This is a genomic window from Stenotrophomonas sp. G106K1 (assembly GCF_037969685.1).
GTDB lineage: Bacteria > Pseudomonadota > Gammaproteobacteria > Xanthomonadales > Xanthomonadaceae > Stenotrophomonas > Stenotrophomonas lactitubi.
Genome location: NZ_JBBPFR010000024.1, coordinates 48,283 through 72,772 on the forward strand (window position 1 = coordinate 48,283; position 24,490 = coordinate 72,772).

16 protein-coding genes are annotated in these 24,490 nt (G+C 66.6%); 10 read left to right on the plus strand and 6 right to left on the minus strand.

What is annotated here, in order from left to right; all coding sequences use genetic code 11:
• Positions 1-183 precede the first annotated feature (183 nt).
• On the plus strand, positions 184-1,539 hold the full coding sequence (locus WKB25_RS17605; protein WP_340571999.1) for a dicarboxylate/amino acid:cation symporter: 1,356 nt from the start codon (positions 184-186) through the stop codon (positions 1,537-1,539).
• Between the two features lie 229 nt (positions 1,540-1,768).
• A complete protein-coding gene (locus WKB25_RS17610) occupies positions 1,769-4,060 on the plus strand; it encodes an NADP-dependent malic enzyme (RefSeq protein ID WP_100553509.1) in 2,292 nt (763 codons plus the stop codon).
• 358 nt (positions 4,061-4,418) lie between these two features.
• Here the strand turns inward: WKB25_RS17610 and WKB25_RS17615 are convergent, their stop codons facing one another.
• Both WKB25_RS17615 and WKB25_RS17620 read right to left on the minus strand, forming a co-directional pair.
• Positions 4,419-5,174, minus strand: coding sequence for a basic secretory family protein (locus WKB25_RS17615; protein ID WP_229979789.1), 756 nt, complete (start codon positions 5,172-5,174; stop codon positions 4,419-4,421).
• Complete coding sequence (locus WKB25_RS17620) at positions 5,171-8,515, minus strand: GH92 family glycosyl hydrolase (RefSeq protein ID WP_340572002.1); 3,345 nt, start codon at positions 8,513-8,515, stop codon at positions 5,171-5,173. Before WKB25_RS17620 ends, WKB25_RS17615 begins: the two co-directional genes overlap by 4 nt.
• A gap of 436 nt (positions 8,516-8,951) precedes the next feature.
• On the opposite strand from WKB25_RS17620, the gene WKB25_RS17625 reads away from it, so the two are divergent.
• The 4 genes from WKB25_RS17625 to WKB25_RS17640 all read left to right on the plus strand — a co-directional run bounded on the left by WKB25_RS17625 (position 8,952) and on the right by WKB25_RS17640 (position 12,257).
• On the plus strand, positions 8,952-9,149 hold the full coding sequence (locus WKB25_RS17625; protein WP_025874129.1) for a zinc-finger domain-containing protein: 198 nt from the start codon (positions 8,952-8,954) through the stop codon (positions 9,147-9,149).
• Between the two features lie 15 nt (positions 9,150-9,164).
• Positions 9,165-10,280 carry a glycosyltransferase gene (locus WKB25_RS17630; RefSeq protein WP_340572004.1) on the plus strand — a complete coding sequence of 372 codons (1,116 nt, stop codon included), beginning with the start codon at positions 9,165-9,167 and terminating at the stop codon, positions 10,278-10,280.
• Positions 10,261-11,592 carry an O-antigen ligase family protein gene (locus tag WKB25_RS17635; RefSeq protein ID WP_340572006.1) on the plus strand — a complete coding sequence of 444 codons (1,332 nt, stop codon included), beginning with the start codon at positions 10,261-10,263 and terminating at the stop codon, positions 11,590-11,592. Before WKB25_RS17630 ends, WKB25_RS17635 begins: the two co-directional genes overlap by 20 nt.
• Before the next feature lie 215 nt (positions 11,593-11,807).
• Positions 11,808-12,257 carry a transposase gene (locus tag WKB25_RS17640; RefSeq protein ID WP_340572008.1) on the plus strand — a complete coding sequence of 150 codons (450 nt, stop codon included), beginning with the start codon at positions 11,808-11,810 and terminating at the stop codon, positions 12,255-12,257.
• A gap of 138 nt (positions 12,258-12,395) precedes the next feature.
• Here WKB25_RS17640 and WKB25_RS17645 read toward each other — a convergent pair whose 3' ends face one another.
• Entirely contained in the window at positions 12,396-13,313 is a 918-nt protein-coding gene (locus WKB25_RS17645; protein ID WP_089236760.1) for an LpxL/LpxP family Kdo(2)-lipid IV(A) lauroyl/palmitoleoyl acyltransferase, read from the minus strand.
• Between the two features lie 60 nt (positions 13,314-13,373).
• Here WKB25_RS17645 and waaA point away from each other — a divergent pair, with 60 nt between their 5' ends.
• Both waaA and WKB25_RS17655 read left to right on the plus strand, forming a co-directional pair.
• Positions 13,374-14,672: a lipid IV(A) 3-deoxy-D-manno-octulosonic acid transferase gene (gene waaA, locus WKB25_RS17650; RefSeq protein WP_100462685.1), complete on the plus strand. Its 1,299-nt coding sequence runs from the start codon at positions 13,374-13,376 to the stop codon at positions 14,670-14,672.
• A 236-nt stretch (positions 14,673-14,908) separates the two neighbouring features.
• Positions 14,909-16,231 carry an amino acid transporter gene (locus tag WKB25_RS17655; RefSeq protein ID WP_340572010.1) on the plus strand — a complete coding sequence of 441 codons (1,323 nt, stop codon included), beginning with the start codon at positions 14,909-14,911 and terminating at the stop codon, positions 16,229-16,231.
• Between the two features lie 83 nt (positions 16,232-16,314).
• Here WKB25_RS17655 and WKB25_RS17660 read toward each other — a convergent pair whose 3' ends face one another.
• From WKB25_RS17660 to WKB25_RS17670, 3 genes are all read right to left on the minus strand, one after another.
• Positions 16,315-17,673: a TolC family outer membrane protein gene (locus WKB25_RS17660; RefSeq protein ID WP_025874136.1), complete on the minus strand. Its 1,359-nt coding sequence runs from the start codon at positions 17,671-17,673 to the stop codon at positions 16,315-16,317.
• 16 nt (positions 17,674-17,689) lie between these two features.
• A complete protein-coding gene (locus WKB25_RS17665; RefSeq protein WP_032975442.1) occupies positions 17,690-18,337 on the minus strand; it encodes a protein-L-isoaspartate O-methyltransferase in 648 nt (215 codons plus the stop codon).
• A 136-nt stretch (positions 18,338-18,473) separates the two neighbouring features.
• Entirely contained in the window at positions 18,474-19,154 is a 681-nt protein-coding gene (locus tag WKB25_RS17670; protein WP_100553500.1) for a TetR/AcrR family transcriptional regulator, read from the minus strand.
• A 123-nt stretch (positions 19,155-19,277) separates the two neighbouring features.
• On the opposite strand from WKB25_RS17670, the gene WKB25_RS17675 reads away from it, so the two are divergent.
• Entirely contained in the window at positions 19,278-20,414 is a 1,137-nt protein-coding gene (locus WKB25_RS17675; protein WP_340572013.1) for an efflux RND transporter periplasmic adaptor subunit, read from the plus strand.
• 3 nt (positions 20,415-20,417) lie between these two features.
• Complete coding sequence (locus tag WKB25_RS17680) at positions 20,418-23,579, plus strand: efflux RND transporter permease subunit (RefSeq protein ID WP_340572015.1); 3,162 nt, start codon at positions 20,418-20,420, stop codon at positions 23,577-23,579.
• Positions 23,580-24,490: the final 911 nt, after the last annotated feature.

Sequence of the window (24,490 nt, forward strand, 5' to 3'; positions counted from 1 at the left end):
ACCTGAACCGGGGGGCTAGTACCAATAGGTTATCTGCGCTGGCGTGCCCGGCGCGTACAAAGGCGTCCATTGGTCGCACCCCTGCGCCTGCAGTATCGGGGCGTGCGGTCAGTTTCCACGGTAACGGCTCCCGTGTATTTCCGGGGCCGTACGTGCCTGAAAACGCCCCTTCCGGAGTCCGCCATGCACATCCCGACCGCTGCACCGGTGCCCAGCAAGCCGTTGCCGCTCTACCGCCAGCTGTACTTCCAGGTGATCGTGGCGATCGTCCTGGGCGCTGTCCTCGGCCACTACGAACCGCTGATCGGCGAGAAGATGAAGCCGCTCGGCGATGCCTTCATCAACCTGGTGAAGATGATCATTGCCCCGGTGATCTTCCTGACCATCGTCACCGGCATCGCCGGCATGACCCACCTGCGCACGGTGGGCCGGGTGTTTGCCAAGGCCATGGCGTACTTCCTGTTCTTCTCCACGCTGGCGCTGATCGTCGGCATGATCGTGGCGCACGTGGTGCAGCCCGGCGCCGGCATGAACATCAACCCGGCCGAGCTGGACCAGACCGCGGTGCACAGCTATGTCGAGAAGTCGCACGACCTGACCCTGGTCGGCTTCCTGATGGACATCATCCCGAAGACCCTGATCAGCGCCTTCGTCGACGGCAACATCCTGCAGGTGCTGTTCGTGGCGGTGCTGTTCGGCATCGCGCTGGCCTCGGTGGGCGAGAAGGGCAAGCCGATCCAGAACTTCCTGGAAGCGCTGGTCGCCCCGGTGTTCAAGCTGGTGCACATTCTGATGAAGGCCGCGCCGATCGGTGCCTTCGGCGCCATCGCCTTCACCATCGGCAAGTACGGCGTCGGCTCGCTGGTCAACCTGGCCTGGCTGGTCGGCTCGTTCTACCTCACCGCCTTCCTGTTCGTTGCGGTGATCCTGGGCGTGGTCTGCCGCCTGTGTGGTTTCTCGGTGTTCAAGCTGGCCCGTTACCTGAAGGCCGAGCTGCTGCTGGTGCTGGGCACCTCGTCGTCGGAGTCGGCGCTGCCGTCGCTGATGGAGAAGATGGAGCGTGCCGGCTGCAGCAAGTCGGTGGTCGGCCTGGTGGTCCCCACCGGCTACTCGTTCAACCTGGACGGCACCAACATCTACATGACCCTGGCCGCGCTGTTCATCGCCCAGGCCACCAATACCGAACTGACCCTGGGCCACCAGATCGCCCTGCTGCTGGTCGCCATGCTCAGCTCCAAGGGCGCGGCCGGCGTCACCGGTGCCGGCTTCATCACCCTGGCCGCCACCCTGGCGGTGGTGCCGGAAGTGCCGGTGGCCGGCATGGCGCTGATCCTGGGCGTGGACCGCTTCATGAGCGAGTGCCGTTCGCTGACCAACTTCATCGGCAACGCGGTGGCCACGGTGGTGGTTTCGCGTTGGGAAGGTGCGCTGGACCGCGACCGCCTGAAGCTGGCGCTGGAGGGCCGCGAAAGCGAACTGCCGCCGCCGGTCGATGCCGTGCCGCTGGCAATGGCCGAGGCGCTGCCCGCCAAGGGCTGATCCGGGTGTGTGGTACTGCGGGGCCGGTCACGATAGTGGCACGGCCCCGCAGCGTTTCAAGGCGTCCCACGGTTGTCATCGCCAGCGCCGAAGCTGTGCTCTCATAACGTCGCATACGCCATGGAATTGTGCGATCGCAGCATCGCTGCGACAGCATAGCGACAGGTCCGACCGCTCCAACGGGGGTATGATCCCCTGTCCCTTCTGCCCATTCATGTAACCCACATCGATGTCCAACGAAGATTTCAAACAGGCCGCCCTCGATTACCACCGGATGTCTCCGCCCGGCAAGATCAAGGTTTCCGCTACCAAGCCCATGCTGACCCAGCGCGACCTGTCGCTGGCGTATTCGCCGGGCGTGGCGTACGCCTGTGAAGCGATCAAGGCCGACCCGCAGCAGGCCAGCGAGCTGACTGCCCGCGGCAACCTAGTGGCGGTGATCTCCAACGGCACCGCAGTGCTGGGCCTCGGCAACATCGGCGCGCTGGCCGGCAAGCCGGTGATGGAAGGCAAGGGCGTGCTGTTCCAGAAGTTCGCCGGCATCGATGTGTTCGACATCGAAGTGGACGAGAACGATCCGGACAAGCTGGTCGACATCATCGCCTCGCTGGAGCCGACCTTCGGCGGCATCAACCTGGAAGACATCAAGGCACCGGAGTGCTTCATCGTCGAGCGCAAGCTGCGCGAGCGCATGAAGATCCCGGTGTTCCATGACGACCAGCACGGTACGGCGATCATCGTCGGTGCCGCGGTGCTGAACGCCATGGCGATCACCGGCAAGAAGATCGAAGAAGTGAAGCTGGCGACCACGGGCATGGGCGCGGCCGGCATTTCCTGCGTGAACATGCTGGTGCAGCTGGGCCTGAAGCCGGAGAACATCCTTGCCTTCGACCGCGAAGGCGTGATCCATACCGGCCGTACCGACCTGGACCCGGAAAAGCAGCGCTATGCGCGCGACACCGACAAGCGCACCCTGGCCGAGATCGTCGACGGCGCGGACATCTTCCTGGGCCTGTCGGCACCGGGCATCCTGACCGCCGAGATGGTCAAGACGATGGCACCGGATCCGGTGATCTTCGCCCTGGCCAACCCGACCCCGGAAATCATGCCGGAACTGGTGCGCGCTGCGCGTCCGGACGCGATCATCGGTACCGGTCGTTCGGACTACCCGAACCAGGTCAACAACGTGCTGTGCTTCCCGTACCTGTTCCGCGGTGCGCTGGACGTCGGTGCGACCGCGATCAACGAGGAAATGAAGATCGCCTGCGTGCGTGCTATCGCCGCGCTGGCCCGTCGCGCCGCCACCGACATGGGCTCGGCCTATGGCGGTGAGACCCCGAGCTTCGGCCGCGAGTACCTGATTCCGCGTCCGTTCGACCGTCGCCTGCTGGTGGAGCTGTCGGCTGCCGTGGCCCAGGCCGCGATGGATTCGGGCGTGGCCGCACGTCCGATCGCCGACATGGAAGCCTACCGGCAGAAGCTGTCGCAGTTCGTCTACCGCACCAGCCTGATGATGAAGCCGGTCTACGACCGCGCGCGCAGCGACAAGCAGCGCGTGGTGTATGCCGAAGGCGAAGAGGAAGTGGTGCTGCAGGCGGTGCAGAACGTGGTCGATGACGGCCTGGCACATCCGATCCTGATCGGCCGCCCGGAAGTGATCGAATCGCGCATCGAACGCCTCGGCCTGCGCCTGAAGATCGGCGAGAACATTGAAGTCACCAACATCAATGACGACCCGCGCTTCAACGAATACTGGCAGTACTACCACGGCCTGACCGGCCGTCGTGGCGTCACCGTGGCCGCCGCCAAGAACCTGATGCGTTCACGCCCGACCCTGATCGCTGCGGTGATGGTCGCCCGTGGCGAAGCCGATGCGATGCTGACCGGCATCGTCGGCCGCTTCCACAAGAAGCTGGGTTACGTGCGCAGCGTGCTGCCGCTGGAATCGAAGGTCACCTCGACCTCGGCGATGACCGGCGTGATCAACCAGCAGGGCGTGTTCTTCTTCGTCGACACCCATGTGCAGGAAGACCCGACCGCAGAGCAGTTGTGCGAAGCGACCCTGCAGGCGGCGTACCGCATGAAGCTGTTCGGCGTCGAGCCGAAGGTGGCACTGCTGTCGCACTCCAACTTCGGCAGCCACGATTCGAAGGATGCGCTGAAGATGCGCCAGGTGCGCGAGCTGCTGCTCAAGCGCAACCCGCGTCTGAACGTGGACGGCGAAATGCAGGGCGACACCGCATGGGATGAAGCCCTGCGCCAGAAGCTGCTGCCGGGCTCGACCCTGCAGGGCCGTGCCAACCTGTTCGTGCTGCCGAACCTGGAAGCGGCCAACATCGCCTACAACCTGGTGCGCGTGTTCACCGATGGCGTGGCGATCGGCCCGATCCTGATGGGCGTCAACAAGCCGGTGCACATCCTGACCACCAGCGCGACCTCGCGCCGGATCCTGAACATGACCGCGATTGCCGCAGTCGATGCGCAGATCCGCAAACAGATCGAGGCGGAAAAGAAGGCATAAGCCTTCGTTCCGACGCGAGCTGCAGAAACGCGCCCTTCGGGGCGCGTTTCTGTTTCCGCCCCGCGGAAACGGTAGTGCCGGCCGCTGGCCGGCAACCACGCAGCCCGGCGCTACCGGAAAACTGCAGCCGCCCGGTAATCGCCCTGCAACCTCGCTGCGGCCCAATACGCCCACGCGGCCTGGCCGTGGGAAGGGACCGGACCGGCCTTCCCACCCTGGGCCCGACCAACTTTCCATGGGCGGAGCAGTGTCATGCGCAGTCGAGTGAGCAAGCGGTATTTCCAGCAGTTGTTCGCGCTGTACGCCGGCTTCGTGCAATCGCGTTGAAGGCCGGGGCGTCTCCCCGGCAACGTCGAACTTACCGCCGCTTCGCGCGTCGCGCAGGCGGCGGCGCAGGGGCGGGGGAGCGCGGCTTGGCGTACTCCGTCCACAGCGCCGGCAGGGTCTTGCCGGTGTGCTTCTGCCACAGCGCGGGTGCATAGCGCCCGTCGCGCAGATCCTTGTCCAGTGCCAGCACCAGTCCCGGGTGCGCCGCTTCGGCCCACTTCAGGAAAGCACCGGTTACCCGATAGCCACTTTCCACCGTCTGGCCCTGGCTCAGCTTGTCCGGCAACGCCCAGCCCGCAGCGGCATTGTTCATGCCGTAGCGATCGCGTGCGTAGTCGGCGATGCCCTCCACCAGCCAGCCCGGCACGCGCTTGTCGCCGTAGCTGGGGTAGCCCTGCACGATGTGCATTGCTTCGTGGGTCACCAGATCGATGTCATCCGGGTGCTGGGCCAGCCAGCCCGGATTGATGGTGATGGTGCTGGCCTTGTCCTTGTCGCCGACGAAGGCGACGCCGTTGTACGCCGGATCGATCACGATGCGCACTTCGTTCGGCGCGGCCGGGCGGAAGTCCGCACGCTCGCGCAGGTAGGCGAAGTAGAACGTATCGATGATGCGCTTGCGCACCGGCGCGGCCAGCGCACCGGCAGCATCCTGGTAATACAGCGTTACCCCGTCACGGCTGACCTGGCCATCGAAGGCCTGGGTCTGCGGCTGTGCCTGGCTGAGGCTTGGAAATACAAGGGCGGCAAGAGCGAGGGGGAGGAAACGTAGGCGCATGGACGTCATTGTAGGGGGGAGGGCGCCAACAGTTCGATCTCGGCCAGCTGCAGGCGCCCCGGCGCAGCCAGGCGCAGACGGTACTCGGCGTAGCGTGAGGGTGAGGCGATACGGAACGGGCGGGTCTGCCGCGCCGAGGTGAAATCTTCGCCGCGGCGCTGGTCCAGTGTTACCCAGCGCCCGTTGCCGGTACGTGCTTCCAGTGTCCATTCGCCGCCGCGGATAGCGCCGTCACCGCTGGTCAGCGTGTACATCGTCGGCACGCCATCGCCCACGTGGCTCAGCGCGATGGTCGCGCCACCGCCCAGCGGCACCGCAGTGTTGGCATCGTCGTCGATCAGCGCGGGCAGGGCACGGCCATCAGCCAGTGCGGCCTGCGCGCCATTGCCGAGCAGATCGTGCAGCAGTTGCGGTCGTTGGCCACGCGCGGTCAGCGAGCGCGGCACATCATCCACGCCGCTGCCCCAGCGTGACGGCTGCGGGCCCATCACGAAGTCAAGGGTCGCACCCTTGGCGATCACCTCGTGCGGAACCCAGGTCTTCGTCCACGGCTTGCCGTTGATTTTCAGCGACTGCACGTACACGTTCTCACGCGAATTCTGCGCTGCATTGACGGTCAATACCGCGCCGCCCTGCAGCTCAACGCGCGCATGCTGGAACGCCGGCGAACCTATCGCGTACTCCGGCGCACCCATGCGCAGCGGATACAGGCCCAGCGAGGCCAGCACGTACCACGCCGAGGTCTCGCCGTTGTCCTCGTCGCCCGGATAGCCCTGGCCGATCTCGCTGCCGACGTACAGCCGCGACAGGATCTGGCGCACATGCTGCTGGGTCTTCCACGGCTGTCCGGCATACAGGTACATCCACGGGATGTGGTGTGCCGGCTGGTTGCTGTGCGCGTACATGCCCATGCGCACATCGCGCGCTTCGGTCATCTCGTGGATGGTGCCGCCGTAGGAGCCGGCGAATGCGGCGTCGGCGGTTTCCGGCGTGGCGAAGAAGGTGTCGAGCTTGGCGGCCAGCTTGTCGCGGCCACCGTACAGCGCGGCCAGGCCTTCGCCATCGTGTGCGGCGGTGAAGGCGAACGTCCAGCCATTGGATTCGGTGTAGTCGTGGCCCCACACGCGCGGGTCGTAATCCTTGGCCTGCAGGCGCCAGCTGCCATCGGCCTTGCGGCCCTGGAAGAAGCCGGCGGCCGGGTCGAACATCGTGGCGTAGCTGGCGGCGCGGTAGCGGAAGTAGTCGGCTTCAGTGGCGTAGCGTTCGCGCGCGGCGGCCGTGCCTGCACGCTTGGCCAGCGCTTCGGCCATGTTGGCGATGCCGAAGTCATTGAGCGCACCTTCCATCGTCCATGACATGCCTTCATGCACGTCGGCGCTGGCATAGCCGCGGAACGTCGAACGCTCCATGCCCTTGCGGCCGACGTGGCGGTCCGGCGGCACCACGGTGGCGTTCTTCAGCGCTGCGGCATAGGCCTCTTCCGGATCGAAGCCACCGATGCCCTTCAGCCACGCATCGGCGAAGGCCACATCCGAGCTGGTGCCGACCATCAGGTCCGCGTAGCCGGGCGAGGACCAGCGCGCGATCCAGCCACCGGCGCGGTACTGTTCGATGAAGCCCTGTACCAGCTGCCCGGCATCTTCCGGGGTGAACAGCGTATACGCCGGCCAGGTGGTGCGGAATGTGTCCCAGAAGCCGTTGTTGACGAAGACCTTGCCGTCGCGCACCGGTGCGAAGCTGCGCGTCGCGCTGCCGTCGGTGTTGTCATCGGCGGCGCTGGCCTGGCTGGCATAGCGCCAGTCAGGAGCGGCGGCGGTGCCCGCATTCTCGTGGCCGGAATTGGGGTACAGGTACAGCCGGTACAGGCTGGAGTACAGCGTGGTCTTCTGGTCGTCGCTGGCGTTGCCGATGTCGAAGCGGGCCAGGCGCGCGTCCCACGCATCCTGTGCACGCCCGGCCACGCTTTCCAGCGTATCGGCGGCGCTGATTTCCAGCGCCAGGTTGTGGCGCGCCTGATCGATGGAGATCAGCGAGGTGGCGATGCGCATCGTCACCCGTTGCTCGCTGCCTGCGTCGAACTTGATGTAGCCGGTCGGGCGGCCGGTACCGATCTGCCCGCTGCTGCGCCACGGCTTGTCGAAGCTGGCCACTACATACATGCGGGTGGCGCCGTTGGACAGGCCGCTGCGGGTATCGGTGTAGCCGGACAACGTCTGCGTGGCGGCGTCGAGGGTCAGCCCACCGCGCGCATCGACGTTGTCGAACAGCAGGTTGGCGTCGCCGCCTGCGGGGAAATCGAAGCGGAACAGCGCGGCGTGGTCGGTGGGGGCGATGGACGCGGCGATGCCGTTGTCGAAGCGCACGTCGTAGCGATACGGGCGCGCGCTTTCCTGCGCGCGGTCGAAGGACAATGCCCGCTTGCTGCGATCAGCTTCAGGCACACCGCGCGTGGCGGAGGGCATCACCTGGAAGGTCTGGCGGTCACCCATCCACGGGCTGGGCTGGTGGCTCAGGGCAAGCGCCTGCAGCTGCGGCCGGTTCCTGGCATCGTTCTGCTCGTTCCAGCGGTACAGCCAGTTCAGCGCGCCGGCATCGGTCACCGGCGTCCAGAAGTTGAAGCCGTGGGGTACCGCAGTGGCCGGGAAGTTGTTGCCGCGCGAGAAGGTGCCGTTGGCCTGGGTGCCGCGCGTGGTCAGTACCCAGTCGGAGACGCGCTGCGGCGCCTGCCGTGGCTGCACGTCCAGGCGCACGTCGTCGATCCAGCCCGACACAGGGGCGCCATTTGCGCTGGCCACCTCGAGCTCGATGGCCAGCACGCGGCGGCCCTCCAACGCGGGTACATCGCCCAGGCGCACCGCCTTGCGCGCCCACTGCTGCGGATACAGCGTCTTCGACTCGCCCTGCGCCTGTGCGCCCAGCGCCACGCCGTGCTGGTCGCGCGCGCCGCTGGCGGATACGCGGCTGCCATCGTCCAGCAGCAGGTCCAGCGAGACATAGGTGGAGGCCACGGTGTCCTTGCCGACGATCTCCGGCAGTACCAGCCAGGACAGCGTGGTGTCGGCGTCGATGGGCAGATCGGTCCTGAACAGTTCGCGGCGCGCCTGGCCGCCATTGGCGCTGTAGTGCAACGCGTGCAGGCCGCTGTAGCCGACGTTGCGCTTGGCCGCGTAAGGCGCGCCAGGGCCGCTGCCGACCTCGACGGACAGCGCGCCAGCGGATCTGGCCGGTGCCGGCTCGCCTGGCTCGAAGGAGGTCTGCAGCCCTTGCGCCAGCACCGGTGTCGCAGTGGTCGCACAGGCCAGGGCCAGGGCGAGCGGAAGCAGGGCGCGGCGTGGATCGGACAGGGTCATGCAGGGTCTCCCGGTAGGGCAGGCGGCAGGCAGAACCCGCATCGGCGAACACCACGGACAGCATCGCCCGCCCGCCACGTGGCAGTCGGGAGGCGATGCAGGTCCGGTGGGGGGCGGGCCATGCGATCGGGTCAGGAATGGATCGGACCCGATGCTGCAACAGCTGGCAGCGGCCTGACAAGTGCCATTTAGTTCGATCCAAATGCGGGAAATTCGAACGAAGATCGGTTCTGCACGGAACTGACTGGTGCGCTTGGGGATTTCCTGCCGCCGAGACTCGGCGCCGCCGCCGGGGAGCGGGCAGGGCGGGTGCATGGCGGGGCCAGGGCGTGGGGGTAAAGCTGGCCGCCGCGCGCAGCGGCCACGCAGCGCACGGTGTTCGCCGGGCCCAGATGCTAGAATCGCAGGCCTCGCAATCCGTTCATCGACATCCGCCATGAGCCATACCGCCACCGCGCCCGCCAACGCCGAAAAGCGCTACACCGTGCACCGCAGCGATCTGCCGCTGAGCTGCCCGACTCCGGAAATGGCGCTGTGGAACTCGCATCCGCGGGTGTACCTGCCGATCGAAGACGAACCCAACGGGCAAGCGCAGTGTGCTTACTGCGGCGCCGTGTTCGTGCTGGCCGACTAAGCGGCCGCCCCCTCGATGCGCCGATTGACCGTGGTGCAGTTGCTGCCGGCGCTGCACTCCGGTGGCGTCGAGCGCTCGACCCTTGAAATCGCCGCGGCCCTGGTCGCTGCCGGCCATCGCGCGCTGGTGGTGTCGGCCGGCGGTCGCCTGGTGCAGCCGCTGCTCGACAGCGGTGCCGAGCACCTGACCCTGGATATCGGCCGCAAGTCGCTGCTGACGCTGCGGCATCTGCCCACCTTGCGCCGCCTGTTCACTGAAGTGGGCGCCGACATCGTCCATGCCCGATCGCGCCTGCCTGCGTGGCTGGGGTTGTATGCGATCCGTGCGATGCAGCCGGCGCAGCGCCCGCATTGGGTCACTACCGTGCATGGGCTGAATTCGCCCAGCCGCTACAGCGCGGTGATGACCAGCGGCGAACGCGTGATCTGTGTATCCAACAGCGTGCGCGACTACGTGCATACGCATTACCCGACGGTGCCGCACGCCAGGCTGCAGGTGATCCCGCGTGGGGTGGATGTCAGCCAGTTCCCGCGTGTGGCACGCGCCGATCGACGGCCTCGGCTGGCGCTGGCGGCGGACTATCCCTGGCTGTCCCAGGTCGATGGACCGCTGTTGCTGCTGCCCGGTCGCGGCACCCGGCTGAAAGGCCACGCCCACGCGCTGCAGCTGCTGGCCGATGTCCGTGCAACAGGCGTGCCGGCACAGCTGTGGATGCTGGGCACCGACGAGCCTGGCCGGGAAGCCTATGTGGTAGAGCTGCGTAGGCAGGCAGACCTGCTTGGTGTGACCGGGGCCGTGCACATCAGCACGCCGACCGCGCGCATCGCCCAGGCCTACGCCGCCAGCGATCTGGTGCTGCAGCTATCGGACAAGCCGGAAGCCTTCGGCCGCACCGTGGTCGAAGCGTTGTCGGTCGGCAGGCCGGTGCTGGGCTGGGACCACGGCGGCGTCGGCGAACTGCTGCAGCAACTGCAGCCCAGTGGCGCCGTGCCGCTGGGGAATGCGCGGCTGCTGGGTGAACGTGCGCTGGCCCTGCTGGCACAGCCACCGTCCTTGCCGACCCGCATCCCGTTTACCCTGCAGGCCATGCAGCGCGATACCCTCCGCCTTTATGCCGACCTCGCTGGCTGACGCCGCGCCGACCCTGCGCGACGAGCGCGCCGGACGCTGGGCGCCCTGGTGGGTGCTGGCCTACGTCGCGTTGTGGCCGCTGCCAGGCATCGCCGAAACGGTGCTGGGCCTGGGGGCCTTGTACGCCGCGGCACGCATGGTCATCCGCCGGGTGCAGCATCGACCGCATCTGCTGAGCCCGGCAGCGTGGGCGCTGACATCGATTCTTTTCCTTGGCTACTGGTTGCCACAGGCGTTCTCGGCCTTCGATGCCGTCGACCCGTCGGCGTCGTGGACCAAGGCGGCGGCCGGGCTGCGCTACCTGCCTTTCATGTGGCTGGTGGCGATCGCCGTGGCCACCCCGCAGCGGCGGCGCTTGACCGTGGGCGGACTGGCGGTGATCACCGGGCTGTGGACGCTCGATGCGCTGGTGCAGGCACTGGCAGGCACCAGCCCATGGTTCTGGTCGCTGCAGCAGATCAAGCTGGCCATCAGCGGCCACGCGTTATGCCCGGCTGAAGAAGCCGCGCTGGCTGATCGTCTCAGCGGGGCGCTTGGGCCGTGCAACCTGAAGTTCGGCCAGGTGCTGGCCAGTCTTTCGCCGTTCCTGTTGTTGCCGGTGGCGCGCCGTTTCGGCAATGCGGGCTGGTTGCTGGCCGCTGCTGCGGTGGGTGTGGTGCTGCTGCTGGCCGGCTCGCGTGCCTCATGGATCACCTTCGGGCTGGTGGTTGTCTACAGTGGCGTGCGCCAACTGGGGTGGAAGCGGCTGGGCCTGCTCGCGCTGGTGGGTGTTCTCTCGGCGGGCGTACTGACTGCCAGCGTGCCGCAGCTGCGAGAGCGTGTAGCGCGCACGGCAATGGCCTGGGAGGGGGGCGAGGACGGGGTCGAACAGGCACTGTCCGGTCGTACCCGCATCTGGAACGCGGCGGCCTGCATGATCGAAGCGCATCCGATCAATGGTGTTGGCGCGCGTGGCTTCCGCGATGCCTATCCCCATTGCGTTGCGGATGAAGGGCCGGCGGTGTGGGGCAGGATGCCGGCACTGCACGCCCATCAGATCGTGCTGGAAATCCTTGCCGAAACCGGTGTGCTGGGTCTGTTGCTGTGGCTGGCGGCGGTGGCGCAGGCATGGCGTGCATGGCGTTTCGCCCCGGCAGCGGCGCGCGAGCGTGCACGGCCGGCGATGCTGGCATTGGCAGTTACCGTGTTCCCGCTCAATACCCACCTGGCGTTCTATTCCGCGTTCTGGGGCGGCCTGACCGTGCTGTTGGCCGCGCTGTTCGTCGGCACGTTGCTGGCGCGCGAACCGGACGATCTGCCGCGCGCCGCGTAGTGTCCGTATCCACGCATGGCGTGGATCTACGGGATTGCGCGGGGCGGGGGCGTATCCACGCATGGCGTGGATCTACCGGGGATGCCGATCAGTAGATCCACGCCATGCGTGGATGGGCTTTCCCCTGAACATTGGCCGTCGTCGCGGCTTTTCCCGACCTGGCGCAAGGCGGTCCGCCAATGCACGCAGGGTCCCGCAACCCGCAGTCTGGTTCCATGGCCAGCCCCAGACTCCGTTACGGTCGCTACTCCCGATCCGGCAACGTGTACTCACTGACCACGGCGACCCACGGCCGTGCCCCCTTGTTCGCCGATGCCGCCAACGTGGTGGTCCTGGTCGATACCCTGCGTTTCATTGAACGCAATGGCTTCAGCGACAGTCTCGCCTGGGTGGTAATGCCCGACCACCTGCACTGGCTGATGGAGCTGCAGAAGGGAACGCTGGCCCAGTGCATGGCACTGCTCAAATCACGCAGCAGTCGGCTGCTGAACCGGCAACTGGTACGGAACGGGCCGCTCTGGCAGCACGGCTACCACGACCATGCGGTACGCACCGATGAATCCCTTCATGACAAGGCGATGTACATCCTGGCCAATCCGGTGCGGGCCGGACTGGCCGGCGAGTTGGGGGAATACCCCCACGCCTGGTGTCGTTGGCCGTTGTAGATTTCGGTATCGGAACGGAGAGCATCCACGCATGGCGTGGATCTACTGGAGTGCGCGGGACGATGGTCGTGTCTGCTCAGTAGATCCACGCCATGCGTGGATGGAGCGTTTCCGACCGCCCGCCATATCACCGCCATATCACTTGTAGAAATCGCTGCGCCCACCGGGCTGGCGCTTGAAGCGGCGGTGGATCCACAGGTACTGGTCCGGCGCCTCGCGCACCATCTGTTCGATGGCCTGGTTGACCCGAGCGGTATCGGCCTCGACATCTTCGCTGGGGAAGTTCTCCAGCGGCGCGCCAATCTTCAGGAAGTACTTCCCGCCTTCGCGGCGATGGAAGTAGGGGATGACCGCGCAACCGGTCATCCGCGCCAGCTGGTGGGTCGCGGTGATGGTGGATGCGGTGTGGCCGAAGAACGGCACGAACACGGTGTCCTTGCCACGCATGTCCTGGTCGGGCGCGTACCAGAGGAAACCGCCCTTCTTCAGGTGGCGCACCGTCGCGCGGATGTCCTCGTTGGCGTACATCGCCTTGGCGTAGCGCAGGCGGCCGAATTTCACCGCCCACTCGTACACCGGGTTCTTGTGCTTGCGGTACATGCCGGACAGGTCGACGTGGTCGCACAGCAGGCGGCCGCACATCTCCAGGGTCATGAAGTGGCCCGAGACCAGCAGCACGCCGCGGCCTTCGGCCTGCATCTGCTTGAGGTGTTCCAGCCCTTCGATGTGCACCTGCGGGCGGATGCTGTCGATGCTGCCCCACCAGGAGCGCGCGCATTCAAAGATGCCCACGCCCAATGCATCGAAGCTGTCGCGCACCAGGCGCTTGCGCCAGGCCTCGTCCTTCTCTGGGAAGCACAGCTTGAGGTTGACCTCGGCGGCATGGCGGCGGCTGCCGGCCAGGCGCCAGGCGATGGAGCCGACCCCGCGGCCGAGCGCGCGCTGCAGCATCCACGGCAGCCGGGCGATCCCGAAGGCAGTGAACATGACGGCAAACATCGGCCAGTTGCGTGGATCACGCAGCGACGGACGGACGGCGGTGGTGGCATCGGACATGCCGTCATTCTACCAACCCGGCCGCGTGTCTTTCCCGGGGGGCTCCCGTATCCTTGCCGCATGCGTAAAGACCCTGTCGAATGGATCCTGCGTGGCCTGTACTCGGCCGTGCTGTACCTCCTGCTGCCGATCACCGTGTACCACCTGGTCTGGCGCGGCTTCCGGGTCCGTGAATACTTCCGGCGCTGGGATGAACGCTATGCGTCTTATCCGCAGCCGACAGGCCAGCCGCGGGTCTGGCTGCATGCGGTCTCGGTGGGCGAGGTCAACGCCGCCGCGCCGCTGGTCAACGCGCTGCGCGAGCAGCGGCCGGACATCCGCTGGGTCATCACCACCATCACCCCGACCGGCTCGGAACGGGTGCGCGCGCTGTGGGGCGATGCGCTCGACCACGTGTACCTGCCGTACGACGTGCCGGGCAGCGTCAACCGCTTCCTCGGCCACTTCCAGCCCAGCCTGGCGCTGATCCTGGAAACCGAGCTGTGGCCGAACATGCTGTTCGGCTGCCGCGACCGTCGCATTCCGGTCTACATCCTCAATGCGCGCCTGTCGGCACGGTCGCTGCGCGGCTACCGGGTGCTGGCGGCGTTGATCCGGCGTGCGCTGCGCACGGTCACCTGTGTGGCTGCACAGTCACAGGATGACGCCGCACGCTTCGTGCAGCTGGGCGCGGCGCCGGAACAGGTGCAGGCGCTGGGCAACCTGAAGTTCGACATCGCCACGCCGGACGTGCAGCCCTTCATCGAACAGTTCCATGCCCACGTGCCGGCTACGCGCCCGGTGTGGATCGCGGCCAGTACGCATGATGGCGAAGAGCAGGCGGTGATCGACCTGCACCGCCGTCTGCGCCAGCAGCACCCGGACCTGCTGCTGCTGTGGGCGCCGCGGCATCCCGAGCGCTTTCCCAAGGTGGAGGCGCTGGCCCGCGAGCAGGGCTGGAGCGTGGCGACGCGGCGCGCGCAGCAGTGGCCTGGGGCCGGCAGCGATGTCTTCGTCATCGACACGCTGGGCGAACTGATGCCGTTCTACGGCTGTGCCCAGGTTGCCTTCGTCGGTGGCAGCCTGCAGGCCATCGGCGGCCACAACCTGCTGGAGCCTGCGGCAATGGGCACTGCAGCGGTGACCGGCCCGCACCTGCACAACTTTGCCGAGATCTCGCGGCGCATGCGTGAAGCCGGCGCACTGCTGATCGGCGAGGACGCGCAGGCGGTGGGCGATCTGCTGCTGCACCTGCTCGATGACGCGCAGGCGCGTGAGGACATGGCCCGCGCCGGTTGCACGCTGGTCAGCAACGGGCGCGGCGCGCTGCAGCGGACCCTGCAGCTGGTGGCTCCGCACCTGCCGCCACCGCTGGCCTGAAACCCTGTCTGTCGCCGTCAGGTGTCTCAAGGCCGACCCGGCCTTGGCTCTGTCGTGATCGCCTGCATCAAGCCTGCTTGATGGCGTTGAAAGTGTCGTAGCCGGACCGCTCCCACCGCTCGCGGCGTGCAAGCTGTCACATCATCGTGGCTACGGCGCAGATTCCGATTCCGCCTACCGCGTCAGGCTGCCAGCCTGTTGTCGACCACGCTTGGGCGACATCAAGGGAGCTTTGAATGATCGGCGACAACGGAAGCGCACAGCAGCCCAGCGAGAAGACCGGGGGGCTGGGCACCGACCATCTGCTGGTGGTGGCGCTGACCCTGCTGTTGGGTGGCAGCGTTGTCGCCCTGGTCGGCCAGCACACGGCGGCGCAGGCGGGGCCCGCCATTGTTCTCAGTCTGTTGCTGGCGGCGCTGGGTGCGGTGCCGATGTTGTATTGCCTTCGCATGGCGATGCGGCGTCTACCGAATCCTTCAGGTCTGCATCGTCTGCTGCGTGCCGCCTGGGGCAAGCTGTTTGCGGATGTACTGGTGATCGCCCTGCTGTTGGAGCTGACGGCGACCACCGCAGGCCTGGCGCAATCGATGGCGCGCCATCTGTACGCAGCCGCTGAGGTCATCGATGCGGCTCCCGCGCAGTGGGTGCCATTGCCGCTGGCGGCTTCGATCATGGTGTTGCTGCTGGGGGCCGCCATTGCAGTGCTGCGGACGCCGCGCGTGCTGTTGTTGGCCAGTGCACTGCTGACAGTGAAGCTGGGCGTTGGCCTGCTGCTGTTGTTGCTGGCAGCACGCCATGTGCACTACGCGCATTGGATTCCATGGCTGCCATCGGCTACCGCGCCCTATCGCTTCGGGCTGGGCGGCGTGCTTGCAGCTGGCGTGGCATTGCTCGGTGTGCTGCTCGGTGCAGGCTTGCTGGCAGGGTTTGCCGGAGGGGTGCCGCACCCTCGTTCGCAGGTTTCCAGAGCTGCCGGCGCAGCAGTGCTGATGGCGATGCTGTGGCTGATGGTATTGGCTGCGCTGCAGTCCGGCCTGGTCGAATTTTCTGCGCTGGCCAGCACTCGACCGCTGTCGGTGGCATTGCAGGGTGTGCCGCAGCTGCAATGGTTGCTGCCACTGTTGCCGTTGGCGGGCGGTGCGGGGCTGGCGGCCCTGCAATTGGTATCGCTGCTGTTGGCCGCGCGGTTGGGGTTGGAGGTCTGGCCACCGGAACCCGGCGACGCGCGTACCCATGCGCATCTGCGGGTGACGCTTACGCTGACTGTGCTGGCCGTCGCTCTGGCGCTGTTGATGCCGGAGGGCTGGCTTCCACAGCTGCCGGGGCCTGCTGGCCTGCTGGTACTGGCCGCCGTATGCCTCGGCGTTGCCCGCAGCCAATGGCAGGCGCGGGCGGCGGCCGGCGAACGGCGGCGCATCCCGATGCTGCTCGCACCTGTAGCGACCGCGCTGTGTCTGTTTCCGGCCGTCACGTCCCGCTTGTTCGTACCGGTGCTGGTGGTGCTGGCGGTCGTGCTGGCAGGCGTCCTGATGCGTCGACATGCGGGGCGTTCGCGCTAGTACCATGCGCGGCGGCAGCCATCTGCAATCAATAAAAAAGCCACCCTTACGGGTGGCTTTCTGATCAGACGGGTAACGCCGACTCAGTTCGTGGTCGTGGACGGGTTGCCCGCGTCCTGGGTCAGCAGGCGGTTGATGTCCTGCAGTTCGGCGACATCCAGGCCACCCACGGCCTGGCTCAGTAGCAGGCGGTTCTGCAGGAAGTTGTAGCGGGCCTGCGCGTAATCCAGCTGCGCGGAGAACAGGATGCGCTGGTTCTGGATCACGTCCAGCACCGTGCGGGTGCCCACTTCCAGGCCGACCTGCGAGGCATCGTAGGCGCTCTGCGCGGAAACCACGGCCAGGCGACGGGCTTCCACTTCGCTGATGCCCTGCACCAGGGTCTGGTAGGCATTGCGCGTGTTACGGTCCAGCGCGCGCTTCTGCTGCTCGAAACCATCCTGGGCGATGTCACGCTGGGCCAGCGCCTGACGCACGCCGGACTGGGTGGCGCCGCCGGAGAAGATCGGCACGCTCAGGGTCAGGCCGATGCTGTTGGTGCGTGCATCGGGCGAGAGCGAACCGGCACCGACGCTGTCGCCCCAGGTTGCACTCTTGCCCCAGCTGCCGCCGAGCGACAGGGTCGGGTAGTGGCCGCCGCGGGCGGCCTGCACGCCGGCTTCGGCGGCACCGACCTTCAGCTCCTGCGCCTTCAGCGCCGGATTCTGCGTGGTCGCCTGCTGCACCAGCTGGTCCAGGTTGCCGCGGTTGGCCGGCACTTCCGGACGGAAGTCGGCTGGCAGGCCCTTCAGGTTGACCACCGGCTGGCCGGTCAGTTCGGTCAGGGCCTGGTAGTTGTCGGCCAAGGTGTTCTGCGCAACGATGGTGTTGGCGCGCGCCTGGTCGTACTGGGCGCGGGCCTCGTGCACGTCGGTGATCGGCGCCAGGCCCACTTCCAGGCGCTTGTCGGCGAAGTCGAACTGCTTCTTCGCGGCCGCTTCATTGGTCTGTGCGGCGTTCAGCGATTCGATCGCCACCAGCACGTTGAAGTAGGCCGCCGAGGTGCGCACGATCAGGTTGTCGTTGGCCGAATCGAGGGTGAAATCAGCCGCCTTGCTCAGCTCGCGCTGCGAACGCAGGTTGTTGATCTGGGTCCAGTTGAACAGCGTCTGCGAACCGTCGATCGTGTAGTTGCGGCGCTTGCTGGTGACCGTGCCGGAGTTGGCGTCATGGTCGGCTTCGGTGCGGGTGCGGCTCAACTGGGCCTGGCCATTGATCTGCGGCAGCAGGGCAGCACGCGCCTGCACGGCGCCTTCCTTGTCGTACAGCCGGGTGGATTCGGCGGCGGACAGCTGCGGGTCACCATTGCGCGCCATTTCATAGACCTGCAGCAGGTCGGCGGCATGGGCGGACAACGGCAGCAGGGCAGTGGCCAGCGCAACAGCGAGGGATCGGCGGATCATTGCGGCTTCCTTGGACTCAGAGGTGGAACTGGGGGGCCGGGGCGGCACCACGCAGGTAATCGATATCGGTCTCGAACAGCGACTCGGTGCTGCCATCGGCCTTCACCAGCAGCGCTTCCATCGCCGGCGAACGGCCCTGGATGACATACAGGCGACCACCCGGACGCAACCACGAAGCAAACTGTGACGGCACCACGTCGACGGCGCCAGTGACACAGATCACGTCGAAGCGGCGCTCTGTCTGCCAAGCCAGGCCATCGGCCACTTCCACGCGCACGTTGGTGCCCAGGCCAGTGGCATCCAGGCGGGCGCGCGCAGCGGCGGCCAGTTCCGGATCGATTTCCAGGCTCAGCACGTCGCGCGCCAGCGCGCCGATGCAGGCCGACAGGAAGCCGCTGCCGGTGCCGATTTCCAGCACTTCGTCACCCGGCTGCAGATCCAGTGCCTGCAGGGTACGACCCTCGATGACCGGCTTCATCATCTTCTGGCCGTTGCCGATCGGCAGTTCGACATCGGCATAGGCCAGCGCCCGGTGTGCGTCGGCGACGAAGGCCTCGCGCGGCAGGCGGGCCAGGACGTCGAGCACCTTGATGTCCAGCACGTCCCAGGGACGGATCTGCTGTTCCACCATCAGTTCGCGGGCGTGGGCGTAATCAATCGTCATGAGGTTCAAATCCAGCGCAGTGGGCCGGCCATTTTACCGGTGCCGGAGGCCGGCGGCGCGCCCAGAGCATCAGCTGCGGGGTGGCCGGGGTCGCAGTGCCGGAAGTCATCGCGACCTCCGGTTCGTTCAGTTTTGGTTATCCAGCGGTTCCGGCCTCTCGCGGGGCGTAGGCGCGCAGGAAGAAATCCACGCTGGCCGCCACGTGGAGCGCAGCATCGGTCTCGACGGGTGACAGTGGCATGCCGCACATCATATGCATGTGCACTTCGCCCTTCACCAGGGTCAGGAACTGCTGGCCTGCGATGTAGCAGTCGGGGATGTCCAGTTCGCCGCGCTCGGCACGCAAGCGCATGAAGTCGGCCAGCGCCTCGCAGGTGCGTTGGGGCCCGGCCTGCCAGAACAGTTCGCGCAGGCGCTCGTCGGTCTCCGGGGCCATCATCACCCGCTGGATCGACAGGGCTGCGTCGGAGGTGATCATCTCGAAGAACGCCATGCCGATGCCCAGCAACTGGTCGCGCAGGGGGCCTTCCACGTCGGCCACGAACAGCGCGTCGGGCAGCATCTCGATGCACTTGGACTGCACAGCTTCGGAGAACAGGGTCTCTTTGTCGCCGAAATGGCTGTATACGGTCAGCTTCGAGACGCCGGCCTGGGCCGCGATGCTGTCCATGCTCACGCCGCTGTAGCCCTGTTCGATGAACAGTGTCTTGGCTGCCTCGAGTATCGCCGCGCGCTTGCCCAGATCCTTGGGGCGCCCGGGACCGGCAGCCTTGGCGGCGGGCTTGGCCGACGGCTTTCGGGAAGTGGGAGAACTCATTCCGCTAATACTAGACCAAGCGGTTCGATATTTATACTATACCGGTTGGTTCACTAATGTCCGCGTTGCAACAGTATGTTGCCGGCGCGTTCCCCCCGGATTTCTTTTCAGGTCCTGTACCTCATGAAAAACATGCGTTGGTTGGGCGTAGGCGTACTGGTCGTGGTGTTGGCAGCGTGCGGCAAGCAGGCCGCCGAGCCGGTGGCGGCCATCCCGGTGCTGGTGGTGCATCCCACCACGCAGGACGGACAAGCTGCGGCCGCCTACCCCGGCGAGGTGCGTGCCCGCCAGGAAAGCCCACTGTCGTTCCGGGTTGGCGGCAATCTGGTCAAGCGTCACGTCGACGCTGGCGAGCGGGTGAAGAAGGGCCAGCTGCTGGCCGAGCTGGATGCGGCCGACTACGCCTCGCAGGCAGCGGCATCGCAGGCGCAGCTTGCGGCGGCGGAAGCAGACCTGGTGCGCGCCCGCGATGACCAGAAGCGCTATGCCAAGCTGGCTGAAGACCAACTGGTGAGCCGCTCGGCACTGGACCAGCAGACGGCGGCGTTCAAGGCCGCGCAGGGCCAGGCCAATGCCGCCCGGGCCAATCTTGCCGTGGCCCGCAACCAGGCCGAGTACGCGCAGCTGCGCGCGCCCGCCGATGGCGTGATCGCCAGCCGCCAGGCCGAAGCCGGGCAGGTCGTGAGCGCGGGGCAGACGGTGTTCACCCTGGCCGCCGATGGTGGCCGCGAGGTGCTGATCGCGCTGCCGGAAAGCAGTATCCGCGACTACAAGGTCGGCCAGTCGGTACAGGTGGAACTGTGGAACCGCCCGGGCCAGCTGCTGCCTGGCACCCTGCGCGAGATCGCCCCGGCCGCCGATGCGCAGGCCCGCACGTATGCCACGCGGGTCAGCCTGGCGCCGGAAGCACTGAGTGAAGTGGAGCTGGGCCAGAGTGCGCGGGTGTTCGCCACCGCCGGGCGCAGCGGCGCGTTGCAGCTGCCGCTGGCGGCCGTGCTGCGCGGCAGTGACGGCAAGGCCAGCGTGTGGGTGGTCAATCCGTCCAGTGGTGCGTTGAAGGCAACCCCGGTGCAGGTCGGTGCCTATGGCGCGCAGGCCGTGCCGGTCGTGTCCGGTGTGGGCGTGTCGGACTGGGTGGTCGCTGCCGGCGGCCATCTGCTGCGCGAAGGCCAGGTGGTGACGCCGGTCGATCGCCAGAACCGCCCGGTGCTGGCACCGTCGGCCGCCAAGCCGGCGCCGGCCGCAGGCAAGGGGCACTGACCCGTGCGCCGCTTCAATCTCTCCGAATGGGCGCTGGGCAACCGTGCGCTGGTGTTGTTCGCGATGCTGGCGTTCGCCGTCATCGGTGCCTGGTCGTACAAGCATCTGGGCCAGTCCGAAGATCCGCCGTTCACCTTCAAGGCCATGGTGATACGCACGATGTGGCCGGGCGCCACCGCCGAGCAGGTCTCGCGGCAGGTGACCGAGCCGATCGAAAAAGCGTTGATGAACACCGGCGAGTACGAGTTCATCCGCTCGTACTCGCGCCCGGGCGAATCGCAGGTGATCTTCATGGCGCGCGACAGCCTGCGCTCCAAGCAGATCCCGGACCTGTGGTACCAGGTGCGCAAGCGCGTGGGCGATATCCGCGCGACGCTGCCAAGGGAAATCGTCGGGCCCTTCTACAACGATGAGTTCGGCGACACGTTCGGCAACATCTATGCGTTGACCGGCGAAGGCTTCGATTACGCGGTGATGCGCGACTATGCCGACCGTATCCAGCTGGAGCTGCAGCGCGTACCCGACGTCGGCAAGATCGACCTGGTCGGCCTGCAGGACGAGAAGGTGTGGATCGAGCTGTCCAACACCAAACTGGCCACGCTGGGCGTATCGCTGCAGCAGGTGCAGCAGGCGCTGGCCGACCAGAACGCGGTCAGCGCCACCAGCTTCTTCGAAACCCCGACCGACCGCGTGCAGCTGCGCGTGACCGGCCAGTTCGATTCGATCGAGGACATCCGCAGATTCCCGATCCAGGCGGGCGAACGCACGCTGCACCTGGGCGATATCGCCGAGGTCAAGCGCGGTTTTGCCGATCCCTCTTCGCCGAAGATGCGCTTCATGGGCCAGGATGCGATCGGCCTGGCGGTGGCGATGAAGGACGGCGGTGACATCCTCAAGCTCGGTGCCACCCTGGATGCCGAGTTCGAACGCCTGCAGAAGACCCTGCCGGCCGGCATGCAGCTGCGCAAGGTGTCCGACCAGCCGCATGCGGTGGAAGAGTCGGTGGGCGAGTTCGTGCAGGTGCTCACCGAAGCGGTGGTGATCGTGCTGCTGGTCAGCTTCTTCTCGCTGGGCCTGCGCACCGGCCTGGTGGTGGGCGTGACCATTCCGCTGGTGCTGGCGATGACCTTCTTCGTCATGCACTACTTCGACATCGGCCTGCACAAGATTTCGCTGGGGGCGCTGGTGCTGGCATTGGGCCTGCTGGTGGACGATGCGATCATCGCGGTGGAGATGATGGCCACCAAGATGGAGCAGGGCTACGACCGCCTGCGCGCGGCCAGCTTCGCCTGGGAATCCACCGCGTTCCCGATGCTGACCGGCACCCTGATCACCGCCGCTGGCTTCCTGCCCATCGCTACGGCGGCATCCAGCACGGGTGAGTACACCCGTTCGCTGTTCCAGGTGGTGACCATCGCGCTGGTGGTGTCATGGATTGCCGCAGTGCTGTTCATCCCGTACCTGGGCGACAAGATGCTGCCGGACCTGTTCAATCCGCAGCTGCCCAAGCCGGACAGTCTGGCCGGCCGCTGGCGTGCCAAGCGCCTGCAGTGGGCCGACCGGCACCCGGCGCTCGCGCGCTGGATCGCGCCGAAGGAGCATGCGCACGATCATGATCCGTACCAGCGGCCGTTCTACACCCGCTTCCGCGCCTTCCTGGATACCTGCCTGCGCCACCGCTGGTGGGTGATCGGCGCGACCATCGCATTGTTCATCGGTTCGCTGATGCTGTTCCGCTTCGTGCCGCAGCAGTTCTTCCCCGATTCGACCCGCCCGGAACTGATGGTGGACATCGAGCTGGCTGAGGGTGCGTCGCTGGCCGCGACCCAGGCACAGGCCGACAAGCTGGAGAAGCTGCTGAAGGGGCGCGAGGGCATCAGCAACTACGTGGCCTACGTCGGCACCGGTTCGCCGCGCTTCTATCTGCCGCTGGACCAGCAGCTGCCGGCCACCAATTTCGCCCAGTTCGTGGTGCTCACCGAAGACGCCAAGGCCCGCGAATCGACCCGCGATTGGATGCTGAAGGAAGTGATAAAGCAGTTCCCCGATGTGCAGATGCGCGTGACGCGCCTGGAGAATGGGCCGCCGGTCGGCTATCCGGTGCAGATGCGCGTGTCCGGCGAGCACATCGCGCAGGTGCAGGCGATTGCGCGCCAGGTCGAGGCCAAGGTGCGCGAGAACCCGCACGTGATGAACGTGAACCTGGACTGGAGCGAGCCGAGCAAGGTGGTGCGGCTGGTGATCGACCAGGACCGAGCCCGCGCGCTGGGCGTCAGCAGTGCGCAGGTCAGCCAGTTCCTCAGCAGCTCGTTGTCGGGCATGAGCGTGAGCACTTATCGCGAAGGCAACCGCCAGATCGAGATGCTGCTGCGTGGCCCGGACAACGAGCGCGCGCAGCTGGACCTGCTGGGCAGCCTGGCGATTCCGACCAGCAGTGGCACCGCCGTGACGCTGTCGCAGGTGGCGCGGCTGGAATACGCCTTCGAGGACGGCATCATCTGGCACCGCAACCGCCTGCCGACGGTGACCGTGCGAGCCGACATCAGCGATGGCAAGCAGCCGCTGGACGTGGTGCAGCAGATCGTGCCGACGCTGGATGGCATCCGTGCCGAGTTGCCCAGTGGCTACCTGCTGGAAACCGGCGGCTCGGTGGAGGATTCGGCACGCGGCCAGAACTCGATCAAGGCCGGCATGCCGCTGTTCCTGATCGTGGTGGCCACGTTGCTGATGCTGCAGCTGCGCAGCTTCTCGCGTGCGGCGATGGTGCTGGTGACCGCGCCGCTGGGCATCATCGGTGCGACGCTGTTCCTGCTGCTGTTCCGCGCGCCGTTCGGCTTCGTGGCGTTGCTGGGCACCATCGCGCTGGCGGGCATGATCATGCGTAATTCAGTGATCCTGATCGACCAGATCCAGCAGGACATCGATGCCGGGCATGACCGCTGGCATTCGATCATCGATGCGACGGTGCGGCGTTTCCGCCCGATCGTGCTGACCGCGCTGGCAGCGGTGCTGGCGATGATTCCGCTGTCGCGCAGTGCATTCTACGGCTCGATGGCGATTTCGATCATGGGTGGATTGATCGTGGGCACGGTGCTGACGCTGGTGTTCCTGCCGGCGTTGTATGCGGCGTGGTTCCGGGTCAAGCCGGACGAATCCGGGGCGTGATGCCCCGGGTTTCCCGGCTGGGGTTGGCGGCTGGCCTGGTAGGTGCCAACCTTGGTTGGCACGGATGCATGCATCCACGCATGGCGTGGATCTCCTGCAACTGGCCGCTGCCCTGGTAGGTGCCAACCTTGGTTGGCACGGATGCGTGCATCCACGCATGGCGTGGATCTACTGCAACTGGCCGCTGCCCTGGTAGGTGCCAACCTTGGTTGGCACGGATGCGCGCATCCACGCATGGCGTGGATCTACTGCAACTGGCCGCTGCCCTGGTAGGTGCCAACCTTGGTTGGCACGGATGCGCGCATCCACGCATGGCGTGGATCTACTGCAACTGGCCGCTGCCCTGGTAGGTGCCAACCTTGGTTGGCACGGATGCGCGCATCCACGCATGGCGTGGATCTACTGCAACTGGCCGCTGCCCTGGTAGGTGCCAACCTTGGTTGGCACGGATGCGTGCATCCACGCATGGCGTGGATCTACTGCAACTGGCCGCTGGCCTGGTAGGTGCCAACCTTGGTTGGCACGGGTGCGCGCATCCACGCATGGCGTGGATCTACTGCAACTGGCCGCTGCCCTGGTAGGTGCCAACCTTGGTTGGCACGGATGCGTGCATCCACGCATGGCGTGGATCTCCTGCAACTGGCCGCTGGCCTGGTAGGTGCCAACCTTGGTTGGCACGGATGCGTGCATCCACGCATGGCGTGGATCTACTGCAACTGGCCGCTGCCCTGGTAGGTGCCAACCTTGGTTGGCACGGATGCATGCATCCACGCATGGCGTGGATCTCCTGCAACTGGCCGCTGCCCTGGTAGGTGCCAACCTTGGTTGGCACGGATGCGTGCATCCACGCATGGCGTGGATCTACTGCAACTGGCCGCTGCCCTGGTAGGTGCCAACCTTGGTTGGCACGG

Bases quoted from the DNA above. Each gene is read 5' to 3' on its own strand.
- waaA (WP_100462685.1), top strand. From the start codon at position 13,374: ATGCGTAAAGACCCTGTCGAATGGATCCTGCGTGGCCTGTACTCGGCC.
- WKB25_RS17635 (WP_340572006.1), top strand. From the start codon at position 10,261: ATGCCGACCTCGCTGGCTGACGCCGCGCCGACCCTGCGCGACGAGCGC.
- WKB25_RS17610 (WP_100553509.1), top strand. From the start codon at position 1,769: ATGTCCAACGAAGATTTCAAACAGGCCGCCCTCGATTACCACCGGATG.
- WKB25_RS17620 (WP_340572002.1), bottom strand. From the start codon at position 8,515: ATGACCCTGTCCGATCCACGCCGCGCCCTGCTTCCGCTCGCCCTGGCC.
- WKB25_RS17615 (WP_229979789.1), bottom strand. From the start codon at position 5,174: ATGACGTCCATGCGCCTACGTTTCCTCCCCCTCGCTCTTGCCGCCCTT.
- WKB25_RS17665 (WP_032975442.1), bottom strand. From the start codon at position 18,337: ATGACGATTGATTACGCCCACGCCCGCGAACTGATGGTGGAACAGCAG.
- WKB25_RS17670 (WP_100553500.1), bottom strand. From the start codon at position 19,154: ATGAGTTCTCCCACTTCCCGAAAGCCGTCGGCCAAGCCCGCCGCCAAG.
- WKB25_RS17630 (WP_340572004.1), top strand. From the start codon at position 9,165: ATGCGCCGATTGACCGTGGTGCAGTTGCTGCCGGCGCTGCACTCCGGT.
- WKB25_RS17625 (WP_025874129.1), top strand. From the start codon at position 8,952: ATGAGCCATACCGCCACCGCGCCCGCCAACGCCGAAAAGCGCTACACC.
- WKB25_RS17640 (WP_340572008.1), top strand. From the start codon at position 11,808: ATGGCCAGCCCCAGACTCCGTTACGGTCGCTACTCCCGATCCGGCAAC.
- WKB25_RS17605 (WP_340571999.1), top strand. From the start codon at position 184: ATGCACATCCCGACCGCTGCACCGGTGCCCAGCAAGCCGTTGCCGCTC.
- WKB25_RS17660 (WP_025874136.1), bottom strand. From the start codon at position 17,673: ATGATCCGCCGATCCCTCGCTGTTGCGCTGGCCACTGCCCTGCTGCCG.
- WKB25_RS17645 (WP_089236760.1), bottom strand. From the start codon at position 13,313: ATGTCCGATGCCACCACCGCCGTCCGTCCGTCGCTGCGTGATCCACGC.
- WKB25_RS17675 (WP_340572013.1), top strand. From the start codon at position 19,278: ATGAAAAACATGCGTTGGTTGGGCGTAGGCGTACTGGTCGTGGTGTTG.
- WKB25_RS17655 (WP_340572010.1), top strand. From the start codon at position 14,909: ATGATCGGCGACAACGGAAGCGCACAGCAGCCCAGCGAGAAGACCGGG.